This window comes from Pedococcus bigeumensis (genome assembly GCF_006438965.1).
In the GTDB taxonomy this organism is placed as follows: Bacteria; Actinomycetota; Actinomycetes; order Actinomycetales; family Dermatophilaceae; genus Pedococcus; species Pedococcus bigeumensis_A.
Map to the genome: position 1 here is coordinate 931,695 of NZ_RCZM01000001.1, position 15,678 is coordinate 947,372.

Consider the following 15,678-nt stretch of genomic DNA (forward strand, 5'->3'; position numbering starts at 1 on the left):
GTCGGCGCATGGCCACGGGACGGGACGACTCCATCACAGTCCCCTCGTTCGCCGAGGTGCTTCGCGCCCCGGTGTTCCTGCCGGTCTTCATCGTCGCGACCCTCTCCACCTGGGGCGACTACATCGCCCGCATCACGGTGGCGGCAGTGGTCTTCTCCTGGACCGGTTCGGCGCTCGCCACGGCCGCCACGTTCGCCGTCTCGCTCGTGCCGAGCATCCTCGGCCGCGCGTTGCTCTCGCCCCTGTGCGACCGGGTGGCACCCCGGGTCTGCCTCGTGGCAACCCACCTCGTCCGTGCGGTGCTGGTCGGGGTGCTGATCCTCGTCGTGGCCACGACGCACTCACTCTGGTTGGTGCTGACCCTCGTCGCGGTGCTCGAGTTCGCGGGCGGCCCTGCCGTGACTGCGGGCCAGATGCTGCTGACCGACATCTTCCCGGACCGCCGGCTGTATGCGCGGGCGTTCGGCCTCACCACCCTTGCGGCGCAGGTCAACCAGGCGGTCGGCCTCGCGATCGGTGGCGTGGTGGTGGGCCTGATCGGGGACACCAAGACACTGTTCCTTGACCTGGCCACGTTCGTGGTCGGCGCGGTCATCCTCATCGTGGTCAAACCGCCGAAGTCCCTGGTGAAGCCGGACGACTCACCGACGGCCAACCTGCTCGGCGAACTGGCCCAGGGCTGGCGCCAGATCCGGTCCAACCGGGTCCTCACCTACATGCTGTGGCTGTCACTGGCCAGTGCACTGGCCATCGCCGCACCAGAGGCGGTGGCGCTGCCGTACGCCGCCCAGCACAGCCCGTCGCAGTCCTGGGGCGGCCTGCTCATGGCTGCCCCGATCCTCGGATCCGTCGTCGGGCTGCTGTTCATCGGCAGGCTCCCCGCCGAACGGCAGTCGGCCCTCGTCATGCGCCTGGCGCTGCTCACACCGCTCCCCCTGCTCGTGACGATCTTCGAACCGCCCCTGGCAGTCGTCTGGACCGCGTGGTTCCTCAGCGGCGCACTGCAGAGCTACATGCTTCCGCTGCAGGCCGCATTCACGCTGCTCGTCCCCACCGCCATGCGCGGCCGCGTCTTCGGTCTCGCCGGTGCCCTGTCGGTGGGCGTCACGGGTGCCTGCTTCCTGGCGGCCGGCTGGGTCTCCGAACACACCACCCCGGCCGCCTCGGTCGGCATCTGCGCGGTCGTGACCCTCGGGGTGCTCGTGCTCCTCGCGGCGCGCTGGCCCAAGGAGGAGCTGGCCGGCCGTGTCGAGGCCACCTTCACCGGCGAGCAGGCGGGCACTGACCGCGACCACGGGGTCGGCCGGCCGACCGAGCACGACGGGCTGGGCGACCTGGCCGGCCTGGACGCAGTCGAGGAGCACACCCCGTTGGGTGTCCCTGACACCGGTCGGTCCGGTGGCATCGGGGACTCGGGCCGGCTTTCCGGAGGCTGAGACCGCGCCGGGGCGCTGCGCAGGTGGCACCTAGACTTCGACCATGCTCTCCACGATCGACCTGCGCGGGCGGGCGCTGGGTGTCCGCGAGCTGCGGCACCTGCTGCCGCGGGCCGAGTTCGACGTCGCTGCCGCGGTCGAGACGGTGCGCCCGATCTGCGAGGACGTCCGCCGCCGGGGGGCCGCCGCGCTGTACGAGCTGGGGGAGCGGTTCGACGGGGTCCGTCCGACGAGGTTGCGAGTGCCCGGAACCGTGCTCGCGTCCGCCCTGGCGACCCTGGACCCCCAGGTGCGGGCCGCCCTCGACGAGGCCATCCGCCGGGTCCGCATCGTCCACGAGGACCAGCGCCGCAGCACCACCACGACCACCGTCGTCCCCGGGGGCGAGGTCAGCGAGCGGTGGATCCCGGTCGACCGGGTCGGCCTCTACGTTCCGGGCGGCCGCGCCGTCTATCCGTCCAGCGTCGTCATGAACGTCGTACCCGCCCAGATCGCGGGTGTCGGGTCGCTCGCCGTGGCCAGCCCACCCCAGCGCGACAACGTCGGTGAGTTCACCGGCTACCCGCACCCGACCGTCCTCGCCGCCTGCGCGCTGCTGGGTGTCGACGAGGTGTATGCCGTGGGCGGCGCCCAGGCCGTGGCTGCCTTCGCCTTCGGCTTCGAGGACGTCTCCGACGCAGACGGTGGGACCGCCGTCACCTGTGAGCCGGTCAGCCTCGTCACCGGCCCGGGGAACATCTACGTCGCCGCGGCCAAGCGCTACCTCAAGGGCGTCATCGGCATCGACTCCGAGGCCGGGCCGACCGAGATCGCGATCCTCGCCGACGACACGGCCGTTGCCGCCCACGTCAGCGCCGACCTCATCTCGCAGGCCGAGCACGACCCGCAGGCTGCCTCGGTCCTGGTCACCGCCTCGGTCGCCCTGGCCGATGCGGTCCGCGCCGACCTCGAGGACCGGGTCGCCGGCACGAAGCACTCCGAGCGGGTCCGCGAGGCACTCAGCGGACCCCAGTCGGGAGTGGTCCTCGTCGACGACCTCGAGGCAGGTCTGGCCGTCGTCAACGCCTACGCCGCCGAGCACCTCGAGATCCAGGTGGCTGATGCCGCAGCCGTCAGCGAACGCGTCCGCAACGCTGGGGCGATCTTCGTGGGCCCGCACTCACCGGTGAGCCTGGGCGACTACGTCGCCGGCTCCAACCACGTCCTCCCGACTGGCGGCTGCGCCTGTCACAGCAGCGGGCTGGCCGTGCAGTCGTTCCTGCGGGGGGTGCATGTCGTGAGCTACACCGAGGCCGCCCTCAAGGAGGTCGCCCACCACGTCGTCACGCTCGCGCAGGCCGAGGACCTGCCTGCCCACGGCGAGGCGGTCCAGGTCCGCTTCGACGGGTCGTGACGGGCCGATGACCGAGCTCGACCACGGCTCCATCGAGGGCCTGCTCCGGGAAGACCTGCGAGGTGGCACCCCCTACGGCGCACCGCAGCTGGATGTGCCCGTGCGGCTCAACACCAACGAGAGCTCCTACCCGGTCCCGCCGTCGGTGGTGGCCGAGATCACCGAGTCGGTGGCCGAGGTGGCCGCCGGCCTGAACCGGTACCCCGACCGGGAGTTCACCGACCTGCGGACTGCGCTCGCGGCATACCTCTCGTCGTCGGGGACATCCGTGGACCTGGCCCAGGTGTGGGCCGGCAACGGCTCCAACGAGGTGCTCCAGCACGTCGTGCTGGCGTTCGGCGGGCCGGGGCGCACCGCGCTCGGGTTCACCCCCGCCTACTCGATGCACCCGATCATCAGCGCGTCGGTCGGCACGGCCTGGGTCGACGGGCTGCGCGGCCAGGGTGGGTCGCCCTTCGACCTGACGGTGGAGTCCGCGGTGGCGCAGGTGCGCGAGCACGACCCCCACGTCGTGTTCCTCTGCTCGCCCAACAACCCGACCGGCACCGCCCTGGGTCTCGATGTCGTCGAAGCCGTGTATGCCGCGGCGGAGCGGGCCGTCGTCGTCGTCGACGAGGCCTATGCGGAGTTCGCCCGCCCCGGCACCGCCAGCGCCCTGACCCTGCTGGAGGGGCGCCCCAGGCTCGTCGTCACCCGAACGATGAGCAAGGCGTTCGCCTTCGCGGGTGGGCGGCTGGGCTACCTCGCCGCCGACCCGGCCTTCGTCGACGCGCTGCGCCTGGTCCGGCTGCCCTACCACCTGTCTGCTCCCACCCAGGCGATCGCGCTGGCCGCGCTCAGGCACGCGCCGGAGATGCTCGGCACCGTCGAGGCGATCAAGGAGCAGCGGGACCGGATGGTGACCGGTCTGGCCGAGCTCGGCCTCGAGCCGGTGGCCAGCGACGCCAACTTCGTCCTCTTCGGTGGCCTCGCGGATGCCGCCCAGACGTGGCGCGAGCTGCTGGACCGGGGAGTACTCGTCCGCGACGTCGGCATACCCCACTATCTTCGTGTCACGGCCGGGACCCCGGACGAGACTGGTGCGTTCCTCGCCGCGATGGCGCAGATCGCCCGACCTGAGCAGGACAGGAGCGCGCCGTGACGCAGGAGACCGGGACGCAGGAGACCGTGGCGCAGGAGACGCAGCTCGGTGACCGCACGGCGTCGCTGAGCCGCTCGACGTCGGAGTCCAGTGTCGAGCTCGAGCTCAACCTCGACGGCACCGGCCAGTCAGACATCTCCACGGGGGTGCGGTTCTACGACCACATGCTCGCCTCGCTGGCCAAGCACTCGCTCATCGACCTGCGCATCAAGGCGACCGGCGACGTGGACGTCGACGCGCACCACACCGTCGAGGACGTCGCGATCGTGCTCGGTGACGCCCTGCGCGAGGCGCTCGGCGACAAGCGCAGCATCTCCCGGTTCGGCGACGCCACCGTCCCACTCGACGAGGCGCTGGTTCAGGCGGTCGTCGACGTGGCCGGGCGTCCCTATGTCGTCCACACGGGCGAGCCCGAGGGCCAGGCCTACGTCGTGATCGGCGGCAACTACGTCGGCTCGCTGACCCGGCACGTCTGGGAGTCGTTCGCTGGCCGGGCCGGGATCGCGCTGCACGTGCGCGTGCTGTCCGGCCGCGACCCGCACCACATCGTCGAGGCCCAGTTCAAGGCGGTGGCCCGGGCCCTGCGCGCTGCGGTCGCGCGCGACCCCCGGGTCAGCGGCATACCCAGCGCGAAGGGCAGCCTCTCCACGTGAGCGTCCCGTGGCAGCCCGCGCGGGAGGCGCGCGGACTGCTCCTGGTGAGCGGCGGCACCGGTCCAGTGTCGGCTTGGCTGCGTCGAGGGCTGGTGGCCTGCCAGGTCGTCCCGCTGGGGGACTGGACCGCGGTGCTGCCCACCGAGCGCCACTCCCGGGCCGAACCCCCTTACGACGAGGCGGTCGCCGTGCTCGCGGCGCGGCCGGTGCCCCGCCGGATGCGGGGCGCCCTTGGGTTCTTCACCGTGGACGGTCGGGCCGTGGTGACTGCCCAGGCACCTGGCTGGCGCGGTGTGGTCCGGTGGCTGGTGTGGGAGCCGGGCGTCGGTGTGGTGCGCGCGCCGAACCTCGAGCTGGCCCGGCCGTCCGACCTGGTGTCCGCGGCCGGTAGGACCGGAGACGAGCGGGCCGTGACGCAGATCGTGGTCGAACGCAACGGCACCGCCGACCGGGTCATCACCGACCTCCTGTCCGTGCTGCGACTGCCCGGCTCGGAGCTGGTCGGTCCAGAGGTCGGACTGCGCGGCCAAGTGGTTGCCCCCACCGCCCAGGCGGTCGCCCGTTTCGACGCGCGGATGGCCGAACAGGCCCGGCACCGCTCCGAACTCGAGGAGAACTCATGAGCTTGGTGGTCGTATTCGACTACGGCAGCGGCAACGTCCGGTCGGCGGTGCGTGCCCTCGAGCACGTGGGCGCCGACGTGGAGCTGACCGGTGACCGAGCGGCTGCGCTGGCTGCGGACGGGCTGTTCGTCCCCGGGGTCGGCAACTTCCACGCCTGCATGGCCGGACTGCGTGCCGCGGACGGTCCCGCTGTCATCGACCTGCGCCTGTCCGGAGGGCGCCCGGTGCTCGGTGTCTGCGTGGGCATGCAGGTCCTCTTCGACGGGTCGGACGAACCCAGCGGCGCCCCACAGGACGGCCTGGGCGAGTGGCCCGGGTCGGTGTCGCGACTGCAGGCCGACGTGGTGCCGCACATGGGCTGGTCCGACGTGGCCGTCGCGGCTGGGAGCCGGCTCTTCGCCGGCGTCGAGTCCGAGCGCTTCTATTTCGTCCACTCGTATGCCGTGCAGTCCTGGACGCTGGAGCACCCCACTGGCGCCTTCGCCGCAGTGGCCCCCAGGGTCACCTGGGCGGACCACGGTGGACCGTTCGTCGCGGCCGTCGAGAACGGTCCGCTCGCCGCGACCCAGTTCCACCCGGAGAAGTCCGGGGATGCCGGTCTGTCCCTCCTCGAGAACTGGGTGAAGTCACTGTGAGCGCAACGAAGAAGACCGCCAAGACCCAGAGGACGACACGCAAGGCGACGACACGCAAGGCGAGCACCGCACGTCGCAGCACGACGGGTCGCCGCACCACGCGCCGGACGACGACCCGCCGGACCATCACGCGACGGGCCCAGCCCAAGGTCGCCACGACGATCGGTGCCGGCCTGGCGACCCTGGCGGTCGCGGCCTTCGCCGGGGCCTCGTGGCCGGTGCGGATCGCGCTGGTCCTGGCTGCTCTCGTGCTGGTCGGCGGCTACCTGCTCGTGCAGGGTCGCCGACACGACGCCGCCGAGGCAGCCACCGCGCCCACCGCGCCCCCCGCGCCCACCGCGGTTGCGGACCTGTCGGCCGACGGCGTCGCGCCGCCCGACACCAGCGGTCAGTCCTCCGCTGCGCCGCAACGCCCAGCCGCACCGCCTACCGACACCGCACCGCATACCGACGGCGCGCCGCCGGCCGAACCCCGACCCGAGGACCCCGCATGAACGACGCACCGCGTCTCGAGCTCCTGCCCGCCGTCGACGTCCAGGGCGGTCGCGCCGTCCAGCTCGTCCAGGGGGTGGCCGGCAGCGGGGGCGAGTTCGGCGACCCGTGGGAGGCGGCCCTGGCCTGGCAGGAGCAGGGCGCCGAGTGGCTGCACCTGGTCGACCTCGATGCCGCCTTCGGGCGCGGCTCCAACCGCGAGCTGCTGGCGGGCATCGTCGGACGGCTGGACATCAAGGTCGAGATGAGCGGCGGGATCCGTGACGCCGAGTCGCTCGAGGCCGCCCTGGCCACCGGGTGCCGAAGGGTCAACCTCGGCACGGCTGCCCTGGAGGACCCGCAGTGGACGGCGCAGGCGATCGCAGAGCACGGCGACCGGGTGGCCGTGGGCCTCGACGTCCGTGGCACGACGCTGGCGGCCCGTGGCTGGACCAAGGACGGCGGCGACCTCTGGGAGACGTTGGCGCGCCTCGATGACGAGGGGTGCGCCCGCTACGTCGTCACGGACGTCAACAAGGACGGGATGCTCAAGGGCCCGAACCTCGACCTGCTCCGCGACGTGTGCGCGCGCACCGACCGTCCCGTCGTCGCGTCCGGCGGGGTGTCGACGCTCGAGGACATCGACGCCATCCGAGGGCTGGTCCCGGCCGGCGTCGAAGGTGCCATCGTCGGGTCGGCGCTCTACCGCGGGGCGTTCACCCTGCCCGACGCACTCGACGTCGCGGGCCGCCCGTGACCTCCCACGACTCCGCGGGGGTCCCGTTCGGCGGGCGTGAGCTGAGCAGCACCGGCTTCGACGGCGACACCGGTGCTGCCGACCCGGCCCTGGTGGCCGCGCTCGCGGACCCGCTCGACGAGGTCGCCCTGATGGCCGCCGCCTCGGCCGCCCGATTGCTCGTGCCGATCGTCGCCGAGCCCGTCTCGCTCGACGAGTCGGGCGAGCACGCCGTCGAGAAGCAGACCGACATGGCAGCCATCACCCTGGTCGCACCCGACGGCACCCGCGCCCTGCCCGTGTTCTCCTCGATGGCAGCCATCAGCGCCTGGGACCCCCAGGCCAGGCCGGTGCCCGTGACCGCCGCGCGGGCCGCACAGGCTGCGGTCAGCGAGCGGTGCGACGTGATGGTGCTCGACCTGGCCGGACCGCTCACGGTGGCGCTCCGGCCCAGCATGGTCTGGGCGCTGGCCCAACAGCGCGACTGGCTGCCGGCCCACGACGACGAGACGGTCCGTCGAGCGGTGGCGACAGCGGTACGCGAGCAGGAGGCCGTGCTCTCCCACGAGATCGGCCCCGGCGCCGCGGGGGAGGGTGTGCTGCGGGTGACCCTGCGACTGGTTCCCGGGCTGGACACGGCCACCGTGCAGGCAGTGGCCACGGCGGTCGGCGAACGGCTCGCCACCGACGGCGAGATCCGCGCCCGGATCGACGGGCTCGCGTTCTCGATCTCGTGACCCCGCCGCCGGTCAGGCGTGTGGCGGCGCGAGCTCCGTGACGCCCACGACGGCATCCACCGGGAGGGCGGCATACAGGTGCGGGAAGGTCTCGCCCGTCTCGGGGTTGCCGACCTCGTCCACCGGCGGCTCAGCGAGCCGGGCCGGGTCGATCTCGAGCAACAGCAACGGCCCCGGGTGGTCGGCATAGAACGAGCGCCGCACCACGGGCCACTGCTCGGCGGACGAGCAGTGGATGAAGCCTTCCTGCGCCATCGTCCGGCCCCGCGTCGACTCCGCGTAGTGGCCGGTCAGGCTGGCCCGTTCCCAGTGCTCCGGCTCGGCAAGGTGGTAGATCGTCACCTCCGCAACCTAGCGCCCGCCACCAGCTGCGCGGGTATGCCGGGTGCCTCCTGCCACCCGCGGGTGACAGGAGCAAAAACGGTTTGGCCACTGTCGGTGCGGGCTGTCACAGTGGGTGGGTGCAGCTCGCCAACGCCCGTTACCGCCGCGTCCTCGCCAGTGCCGCCCTGCGGCGGGCGCTGGTGCTGGGCTTCCTGGTGCGCATCCCGATCTTCGGTGGCGGTGTGGTGCTGACCCTGCACGTGGTCTCCCACCTCGGGCGGACCTACGGCGCGGCCGGCCTGGTCTCGGCGGCGGCGACGATCGCGATCGCCATCAGCGGGCCCTGGCGTGGCCGGCTGCTCGACCGTCGCGGTCTGCGGCGGGTGGTGCTGCCCTCGATCGTCGTGGCGGCCGTCTGCTGGTCGATCGCCCCCTTCATGTCCTACTGGTGGCTGCTCGCGCTCGCGGCCCTGGCGGGGCTGTTCGTCATCCCGTCGTTCTCGATCATCCGCCAGGCGGTCATCGCCGCGGTGCACGAGGACGACCGGCGCACCGCGATCTCGCTGGACTCGGTGGCCGTCGAGCTGTCCTTCATGGTCGGCCCGGCTGCCGGCGTCTGGGCGGCCACCGTCTGGCCGACCCAGTGGGTGCTGTTCGTCATCGAGATGCTCGGGGTGCTGGCCGGTGTGCTGCTGTGGTTCGCCGACCCGGTCATGCGCGACGAGGCGGCCGAGCGGGCCGGGGACGCGTTGGTGGACGACGAGGGAGTGGGTGCGGCCGCCCCCCGCGTGGCGAGGTCGGTCTGGTTCCGAGCTCGCTTCATCGTGATCTGCCTCGCCGCCGCCGCGACCACCCTGGTGCTCGGCGGCACCGACATCGCCATCGTGGCCGGGCTGCGTGAGTTCGACGCGCAGTCCTCGATCGGGTGGGTGCTGGCCGTGTGGGGCTTCGGGTCGCTCGTGGGTGGCCTGGTCTATGGCGGGGTGCAGAAGTCGATCTCGGCCTTCTGGCTGCTCGGTGGACTGGCCGTCGTCAGTGCTCCCATGGCGCTGGCCACGGGTGTGCCGACGCTCGCGCTGCTGTCGTTCGTGGCGGGGCTCTTCTGCGCACCCACCATCACGGCGACGGTCGACCAGGTCAGCCGGGTGGTCCCGGCCGTCGCGCGCGGAGAGGCGATGGGCTGGCACGGGTCGTTCATGACCGGCGGCATGGCGCTCGGCGCACCGTTGGCCGGTGTCGCCATCGACCGCCAGGGCTGGCAGGCGGGGTTCCTCGTCGTAGCAGCTGTCGGGCTGGTGGTGGCTCTCGTGGGTGCGGCCGCGACCTCCACGCGGGCCCGAAACCGTCGGGCCCGCGGCGGTGTGGATGACCTCACGAAGGCAGTGACCCGACTGTCGACCTGACGCCGCTTCGACGTCTGACCTAGGACAGATGCATGAGGTCCTGGCGATGCATTCGGACGATGGGGTGAGGCCCGGTGCTGAGTACCGTCGGGACCGGGCCGGCCGAGCTGCGCGCAGGCACGGGTGTCGTTGGGACTGTCCTCGAGGCTGGCCCGAGAGGGGGGCTCGTCATGCGGAGAACTCGCGCTATCGGCGTACTTGCTGCGGGGGTCACCGCCACAGCGAGCCTCTTGATCGCCGCACCGGCCGCAGTGCAGGCGGCTCCTGCGGGCGCACCGCACCTTCCGGACCTGCAGACCGTCGTCCCACTCGACGCCTTCTCGGTGGTGCAGGGATCCGCAGGTCGGGAGTTCCGCTACACGCACCTGGTGTACAACGCCGGACCCGGCCCACTCGAGGTCCAACCGGTGTACGACGACGTCACCGGCGGCTACCGCGGAACCCAGGAGGTGTTCACCCACAACGCGTCGGGACAGTGGAGCCAGGTGTCCCAGAGTCGGGTGCCGGACGTCTTCGAGTTCCATGCCGAGCACGGCCACTTCCACTTCCCGCTGGCCTCCTTCGGTCTCTACTCCGTTGCGGCCGACGGCGGGCTGGGGACTCCGGTGGCGCTGTCGCCGAAGGTGGGCTTCTGCATCGACGACTCCTACATCTACAACTCCCAGGTCGAGCACGCCGGCACCTTCGTCGGAACGCGAAGCAGCTGCACCGACCCCTCCGGCCTGAGAGGCATCTCCGTCGGCGGCGCAGACGAGTACGACTACCGCGACCCGGGTCAGGCCATCCCCTTCGACGGCGTCCCGGATGGGACGTACTGGTTCAAGGCGGTGACCGACCCCAACAACGACTTCGCCGAGGCGAACGAGTCCAACAACGAGACCGACGTCAAGGTCACAGTGAGCGGATCGACGGTCACGGCGGGGGAGGTGCGCCGGCCCGACTCGTCGCCCCCCGCCAGCACACTCACGTCTCCCAGCGAGGGCGCGGTGGTCAAGGGCGTCGTCATCCTGAGCGCGACAACACCGGTCGCGAATGCTGCCAAGGTCGAGTTCGTCCTCGACGGACACGTTCTCGGTGCAGCCACCAGCACGGGCAGCCCCTACACGCGGTCGTGGGACACGACAGCACAGCTCGACGGCACCCACTGGCTGGCCGTGCGCGTCACGGACAACCAAGGACGCATCGGGACGTCGCCCGTCAGTGCCGTGACGGTGGGCAACATCGCACCGCCCCCCTCGAGCCTGCCTCTGGCCGTGGCCGCCAGCACCTTCAGCGATGGTGCCGGATCTCGATCGGCGAGCCTCTCCGGGCTCAAGGGCGGGAACCTCATCCTCGCCCTCGTTGCGGCCGACGGTCCCCCTGGTGCGCCGCAGTCGGTCACCGTCACGGGGTCCGGTCTGACGTGGTCGGTGGCGCGTCGGGCCAACACCAGCACGGGGACGTCCGAGATCTGGAAGGCGGTGCTGCCCGCCTTGTCGACAGCGGTCACCGCCACCGCTGTCCCCGGGGGCGGCTCCTTCCACACATCGATGACCCTGCTGGCCTTCGACGGGTCCGCAGGGGTGGGCACCGGTGCCATCGCCAGCGCCCCGACGGGTGCCGCGGGTACCAGTGTCGCCACCACGAAGCCCGGCTCATGGATCTTCGGTGTCGGGAACGACTGGGATGGTGCGACAGCCAGGACCCTGGCTGCAGGTCAGCTGATCCGCCACCAGTGGGTGGACACCTCGATCGGCGACACCTTCTGGTCCCAGTCGACCACCGCACCAACCGCGGCCCAGGGCACTGTCGTCCCGCTCGGCACCACGGCCCCGAGCAACCACCAGTGGAACCTGGCGGCGGTCGAGGTGCTCGCGTCGAGCACGAGCCCGCCGCCGGTCGACGACGTCCCGCCCACGGTGCAGATCACGGACCCCGGAGCGAACGCCGTCGTCAGCGGGACGACCGTCGTGGGTGCCACCGCTGCGGACACCTCCGGTGTGGCCTCCGTGTCGTTCTTCCTGGACGGGGCGGCCCTGGGCGCTCCTGACACCACCCCCCCGTTCACGGTCGGCTGGGACACGACCGCCGCACCCGCAGGGAGTCATTCCCTGACGGCGAAGGCGCGGGATGCGACCGGAAACATCGGCACCTCGGCTGCGGTTCCGGTCACGGTGGACAACTCGGCGCGGGCTCCCGCCGTCATCCGTATCGACGCACGGGCCACCAAGCAGGCCACCGGCACCCTGCAGGCGACCGGCGTCACGACTCCGACTTCGGCTGACACCCTCGTGGCCTTCGTGGCGTTCGACGGGCCTGCGGGAGCCGGGCGCCAGACCGCGGTCGTCTCCGGCGCCGGGGTGACCTGGACCCTGGTCAAGCGCGCGAACACCCAGTCCGGTGACAGCGAGATCTGGACGGCTCGACCGGTCAGAACCCTGAGCAACGCGACCATCACGGCGAGCCCGGCGGTGGCGGGTTACCACGGGCTCCTCACGGTACTGGCCTTCGCGGGAGCCGACGGAGTCTCGGTCGCAGGCGCGGCCGGCGCGCCCAGCGGGGCCCCCTCCATCTACCTCCCGGGCGTGGAACGGGGTTCCTGGGTGTTCGCCGTGGGCAACGACTGGGACCGCGCCGCGTCGCGCTCAGTGGTCGGCGGGCAGGTGCTGCAGCAACAGAACCTCGTCACCAGCTCCGGCAACACCTTCTGGGTGCAGTCGACGGCGGCGCCGAACCCGGGCCTCAGCCTCGTCACGATCGCCGACACCGCCCCTGTGACCGACCAGTGGAACTACGCCGCCGTCGCGGTCCGTGCCGCGTCGGGGACGTCCAGCCGCGCCTTCTCGAAGCTGCTGGGACACACGTGGGTCAGACGACCGAGCCGGTGAGCTTCTCGCCCGGACCCTGGCCCGGCGGGTCCTGGATCACCGACGCCTCACGGAAGGCGAGCTGCAGCGACTTCAGCCCGTCCCGCAGGGGAGCGGCGTGCTGGCTGCCCAGGTCTGGAGCCGCTGCGGTGATCAGGCCGGCGAGGGCGCTGATCAGCCGGCGCGCCTCGTCCAGGTCGAGGTGTTCGCGGGCATCGGGGCCTTCGGCCAGTCCACACTTGACCGCGGCCGCACTCATCAGGTGGATGGCGGCGGTGGTGATCACCTCGACGGCGGGCACCTCGGCGATGTCGCGGGTGGCCTGCTCGTGACCTGCGGCGACACCCTGTTGGGTGCCGGGGCCGGGCCCCTCGGGGGAATTGGGAGATTCGGTGCTCACGCTGGTAGCCTTGCAGATCGACCGGCCGTGTCCATCGTCGGGTGACCTGAGAGGGTGACCCAGCACCGGGCCCGGTGTGCAAGCGAAGCAGCACCTGCTTCCACCCGCGTCAGCCTCACGGTTGCCGGGTCAACGAGGTCACTTGAGGCGTATGCCGTGGGCGCGAGCCACGCGGCATACCGCACCTTTGGTGACACTCGTGAACGGATCAGGTGAGGCTTTCCGCGCAACGGCGACGGGGAGCCTTTCTTCGTTGCTGCGGCCGGACGGTGAGCACCAACACACACTGAACTTTCAGCAGAGGAGCACCAACATCAGCGAACCTCGCATCAACGACCGCATTCGGGTTCCCGAAGTGCGGTTGGTTGGCCCCAACGGAGAACAGGTCGGCATCGTGCGCGTCGAAGACGCGCTGCGTCTGGCTGCCGAGGCTGACCTCGACCTCGTCGAGGTTGCCCCGATGGCCAAGCCTCCCGTCGCCAAGCTCATGGACTTCGGCAAGTTCAAGTACGAGGCGGCACTCAAGGCTCGCGAAGCGCGCAAGAACCAGGTCAACACGGTCATCAAGGAGATCAAGCTCCGCCCGAAGATCGACCCGCACGACTATGGCACGAAGAAGGGCCACGTCGAGCGGTTCCTCAAGGGTGGCGACAAGGTCAAGGTGACGATCATGTTCCGCGGACGCGAGCAGTCGCGCCCCGAGCTGGGTTTCCGCCTGCTCCAGCGCCTCGCCGAGGACGTCATCGAGCTGGGCACGGTCGAGTCGGCTCCCAAGCAGGACGGCCGCAACATGATCATGGTGCTCGGCCCGACCAAGAAGAAGTCCGAGGCGATGGCCGAACAGCGCCGGGCCCGCACGGCTGGCCCCGCGCACTCCGACGACGCCGCGCACGCGGACGACGCCGGCCACGCGCAGGACGCCCCGGCCGTCGACCACGTGCAGGAAGCCCCGGTCGAGACCGCTGTTGAGCCCACCGCTGTTGAGCCCACCGCCGTTGAGCCCACGGCCGTTGAGCCCGCGGCCGTTGAGCCCGCGGCCGTTGAGCCCGCTGCCGTTGAGCCCACGGCCGTTGAGCCCACGGCCGTTGAGCCCACCGCCCCCGAGGCGGCGACGCCCGAGCCGGCCAAGCCTGCAGCAGCCAAGCCCACAGCAGCCAAGCCCACGGCGGCCAAGCCCGTCGCGGCAAAGCCCGTCGCAGCGAAGCCCACGGCAGCCAAGCCCACGGCGGCGAAGCCGGCACCAGCCAAGCCCACGGCAGCCAAGCCCGCGGCGAAGGCGGAGCCGGCCAGCTGAGCCGGTTCCACCCCGAACCACACGCACGAACGACACACGGCAACACCAACACAAGGAGATCGGCCCATGCCGAAGATGAAGACGCACTCTGGCGCGAAGAAGCGCTTCCGCCTCACCGGCACCGGCAAGGTCATGCGTGAGCAGGCGGGCGGCCGCCACCTGCTCGAGCACAAGTCCTCGCGGTTCACCCGCTCGATCGCCAACGATGTCCAGGTGTCAAAGCCTGACGCCAAGAAGGTCAAGAAGCTTCTCGGCAAGTAAGGCCGACCCACCCACCCCCATTGTTCGGCCGGGCCCAGAACAGCCCGTGCTAGCAGTTAGACAGCAAGGAGAACTCACGTGGCACGCGTGAAGCGGGCAGTAAACGCCCAGAAGAAGCGCCGGGTCGTCCTCGAGCGCGCCAGCGGTTACCGCGGTCAGCGCTCGCGGCTCTACCGCAAGGCCAAGGAGCAGGTCACCCACTCCCTCGGGTACGCCTACCGCGACCGTCGCGCCCGCAAGGGTGACTTCCGTCGCCTGTGGATCCAGCGGATCAACGCCGGCGCCCGCGCGAACGGCATGACCTACAACCGGTTCATCCAGGGCCTCAAGGCCGCGGAGATCGAGGTCGACCGTCGCATGCTGGCCGAGCTCGCCGTCAACGACGAGGCTGCCTTCACGGCCCTCGTCGAGATCGCCCGCGCCAACGTGCCGGCGACCACGGAGACCGCGGCCGCGTCGGCCTGATCGACCAAGCACACTCCGAGCGCCGGGACATGCCCCCGCCGACCCACCGCGAACCTCCTGTGATGACCAATCCAGGGGCTGACCGGGTGAAGTCGGTGCGGGCACTGTCCCGGCGCTCAGTGCGTGACAAGACCGGCCGGTTCCTCGTCGAAGGGCCTCAGTCGGTCCGTGAGGTGGTCGCTCACCGGCCAGAGCTGGTCGTCGACCTCTACCTCACCGCGGAGTCCCGCGCGCGGCACGCCGACATCGTCGCTGCCGCCGAGGCGGCCGACCTCTATCTGCACGAGGTGACCGACGAGGTCCTCGCCGCGATGTGCGACACCCTTGCGCCCCAGGGGCTGGCTGCCGTATGCCGCGTGGTCACCGCCACCCTCGACGACGTGCTCGCGGGGCAGCCACGGCTGCTGGTGCTGCTGACCAACGTGCGGGATCCCGGCAACGCGGGCACCGTCATCCGTGGCGCGGACGCGGCCGGTGCCGCTGCGGTCCTCGTCAGCGACGCGTCGGTCGACGTGCATGCGCCCAAGGTGGTGCGCTCGACCGCGGGTTCGCTGTTCCACCTGCCGCTGGTGACCGGGCTGCCGGTCGAGGAGACGCTGGTTCGGCTGCGGGAGGCCGGAATCCGCGTGCTGGCGGCCGACGGCGCCGGCACGACCCTGCTGCCGGACGTGGACCTGTCCGGACCGCACGTCTGGGTGATGGGCAACGAGGCGTGGGGACTCGAGGAGTCGGTGCGCGACCAGTGCGACGAGGTGGTCCGCGTCCCCATCTACGGCAAGGCCGAGTCGCTCAACCTCGCGATGGCCGCCACGGTGTGCCTCTACGCCTCTGCGGCGGCACACAACCGTTAAGGTCGGCGC

Annotated in this window: 17 protein-coding genes; 15 read left to right on the forward strand and 2 right to left on the reverse strand. The window is 71.4% G+C overall.

The genetic code is table 11. The features are described 5' to 3' along the window. Positions 1-8 precede the first annotated feature (8 nt). From EAH86_RS04265 to EAH86_RS04305, 9 genes are read left to right on the forward strand one after another with little or no spacing between them, the layout of a single operon-like run. On the forward strand, positions 9-1,436 hold the full coding sequence (locus tag EAH86_RS04265) for an MFS transporter (RefSeq protein WP_140737321.1): 1,428 nt from the start codon (positions 9-11) through the stop codon (positions 1,434-1,436). A gap of 43 nt (positions 1,437-1,479) precedes the next feature. Next, the gene (hisD, locus tag EAH86_RS04270; RefSeq protein WP_140737322.1) at positions 1,480-2,829 is read left to right on the forward strand and encodes a histidinol dehydrogenase; all 1,350 of its coding nucleotides are present in this window, start codon (positions 1,480-1,482) and stop codon (positions 2,827-2,829) included. A 7-nt stretch (positions 2,830-2,836) separates the two neighbouring features. Next, complete coding sequence (locus EAH86_RS04275) at positions 2,837-3,970, forward strand: histidinol-phosphate transaminase (RefSeq protein ID WP_140737323.1); 1,134 nt, start codon at positions 2,837-2,839, stop codon at positions 3,968-3,970. Beyond that, positions 3,967-4,623 carry an imidazoleglycerol-phosphate dehydratase HisB gene (hisB, locus tag EAH86_RS04280; protein WP_241668173.1) on the forward strand — a complete coding sequence of 219 codons (657 nt, stop codon included), beginning with the start codon at positions 3,967-3,969 and terminating at the stop codon, positions 4,621-4,623. Before EAH86_RS04275 ends, hisB begins: the two co-directional genes overlap by 4 nt. Continuing rightward, entirely contained in the window at positions 4,620-5,246 is a 627-nt protein-coding gene (locus EAH86_RS04285; RefSeq protein WP_140737324.1) for a hypothetical protein, read from the forward strand. The genes hisB and EAH86_RS04285 overlap by 4 nt, the downstream gene beginning before the upstream one ends. Then, on the forward strand, positions 5,243-5,881 hold the full coding sequence (gene hisH, locus EAH86_RS04290) for an imidazole glycerol phosphate synthase subunit HisH (RefSeq protein WP_140737325.1): 639 nt from the start codon (positions 5,243-5,245) through the stop codon (positions 5,879-5,881). Before EAH86_RS04285 ends, hisH begins: the two co-directional genes overlap by 4 nt. Beyond that, positions 5,878-6,375, forward strand: coding sequence for a hypothetical protein (locus tag EAH86_RS04295; RefSeq protein ID WP_140737326.1), 498 nt, complete (start codon positions 5,878-5,880; stop codon positions 6,373-6,375). Before hisH ends, EAH86_RS04295 begins: the two co-directional genes overlap by 4 nt. Continuing rightward, entirely contained in the window at positions 6,372-7,109 is a 738-nt protein-coding gene (priA, locus tag EAH86_RS04300; RefSeq protein WP_140737327.1) for a bifunctional 1-(5-phosphoribosyl)-5-((5-phosphoribosylamino)methylideneamino)imidazole-4-carboxamide isomerase/phosphoribosylanthranilate isomerase PriA, read from the forward strand. The genes EAH86_RS04295 and priA overlap by 4 nt, the downstream gene beginning before the upstream one ends. Continuing rightward, positions 7,106-7,825, forward strand: coding sequence for an SseB family protein (locus tag EAH86_RS04305; RefSeq protein WP_140737328.1), 720 nt, complete (start codon positions 7,106-7,108; stop codon positions 7,823-7,825). Before priA ends, EAH86_RS04305 begins: the two co-directional genes overlap by 4 nt. Before the next feature lie 12 nt (positions 7,826-7,837). On the opposite strand, the gene EAH86_RS04310 is transcribed toward EAH86_RS04305, so the two are convergent. After that, on the reverse strand, positions 7,838-8,167 hold the full coding sequence (locus tag EAH86_RS04310) for a DUF952 domain-containing protein (protein WP_140737329.1): 330 nt from the start codon (positions 8,165-8,167) through the stop codon (positions 7,838-7,840). A gap of 119 nt (positions 8,168-8,286) precedes the next feature. Between EAH86_RS04310 and EAH86_RS04315 the strand changes: the two genes are divergently transcribed. Both EAH86_RS04315 and EAH86_RS04320 read left to right on the forward strand, forming a co-directional pair. Further along, complete coding sequence (locus EAH86_RS04315) at positions 8,287-9,552, forward strand: MFS transporter (protein WP_140737330.1); 1,266 nt, start codon at positions 8,287-8,289, stop codon at positions 9,550-9,552. A gap of 230 nt (positions 9,553-9,782) precedes the next feature. After that, complete coding sequence (locus EAH86_RS04320; RefSeq protein WP_161988560.1) at positions 9,783-12,419, forward strand: Ig-like domain-containing protein; 2,637 nt, start codon at positions 9,783-9,785, stop codon at positions 12,417-12,419. Here EAH86_RS04320 and EAH86_RS04325 read toward each other — a convergent pair. After that, entirely contained in the window at positions 12,400-12,798 is a 399-nt protein-coding gene (locus tag EAH86_RS04325; protein WP_170212763.1) for a DUF1844 domain-containing protein, read from the reverse strand. The genes EAH86_RS04320 and EAH86_RS04325 overlap by 20 nt on opposite strands. 355 nt (positions 12,799-13,153) lie before the next feature. Here EAH86_RS04325 and infC point away from each other — a divergent pair, with 355 nt between their 5' ends. From infC to EAH86_RS04345, 4 genes are all read left to right on the forward strand, one after another. Next, positions 13,154-14,092 (forward strand): translation initiation factor IF-3, encoded by a 939-nt coding sequence (gene infC, locus EAH86_RS04330; RefSeq protein ID WP_241668174.1) that lies wholly within the window; start codon positions 13,154-13,156, stop codon positions 14,090-14,092. A 66-nt stretch (positions 14,093-14,158) separates the two neighbouring features. Further along, positions 14,159-14,353, forward strand: coding sequence for a 50S ribosomal protein L35 (rpmI, locus tag EAH86_RS04335; RefSeq protein WP_140737332.1), 195 nt, complete (start codon positions 14,159-14,161; stop codon positions 14,351-14,353). Positions 14,354-14,431: 78 nt separating this feature from the next. Further along, complete coding sequence (rplT, locus tag EAH86_RS04340; RefSeq protein ID WP_140737333.1) at positions 14,432-14,818, forward strand: 50S ribosomal protein L20; 387 nt, start codon at positions 14,432-14,434, stop codon at positions 14,816-14,818. A 62-nt stretch (positions 14,819-14,880) separates the two neighbouring features. Next, entirely contained in the window at positions 14,881-15,669 is a 789-nt protein-coding gene (locus EAH86_RS04345) for a TrmH family RNA methyltransferase (protein ID WP_425325204.1), read from the forward strand. Positions 15,670-15,678: the final 9 nt, after the last annotated feature.

Bases quoted from the DNA above. Each gene is read 5' to 3' on its own strand.
- hisH (WP_140737325.1), top strand. From the start codon at position 5,243: ATGAGCTTGGTGGTCGTATTCGACTACGGCAGCGGCAACGTCCGGTCG.
- hisD (WP_140737322.1), top strand. From the start codon at position 1,480: ATGCTCTCCACGATCGACCTGCGCGGGCGGGCGCTGGGTGTCCGCGAG.
- EAH86_RS04345 (WP_425325204.1), top strand. From the start codon at position 14,881: ATGACCAATCCAGGGGCTGACCGGGTGAAGTCGGTGCGGGCACTGTCC.
- EAH86_RS04275 (WP_140737323.1), top strand. From the start codon at position 2,837: ATGACCGAGCTCGACCACGGCTCCATCGAGGGCCTGCTCCGGGAAGAC.
- EAH86_RS04265 (WP_140737321.1), top strand. From the start codon at position 9: ATGGCCACGGGACGGGACGACTCCATCACAGTCCCCTCGTTCGCCGAG.
- priA (WP_140737327.1), top strand. From the start codon at position 6,372: ATGAACGACGCACCGCGTCTCGAGCTCCTGCCCGCCGTCGACGTCCAG.
- rpmI (WP_140737332.1), top strand. From the start codon at position 14,159: ATGCCGAAGATGAAGACGCACTCTGGCGCGAAGAAGCGCTTCCGCCTC.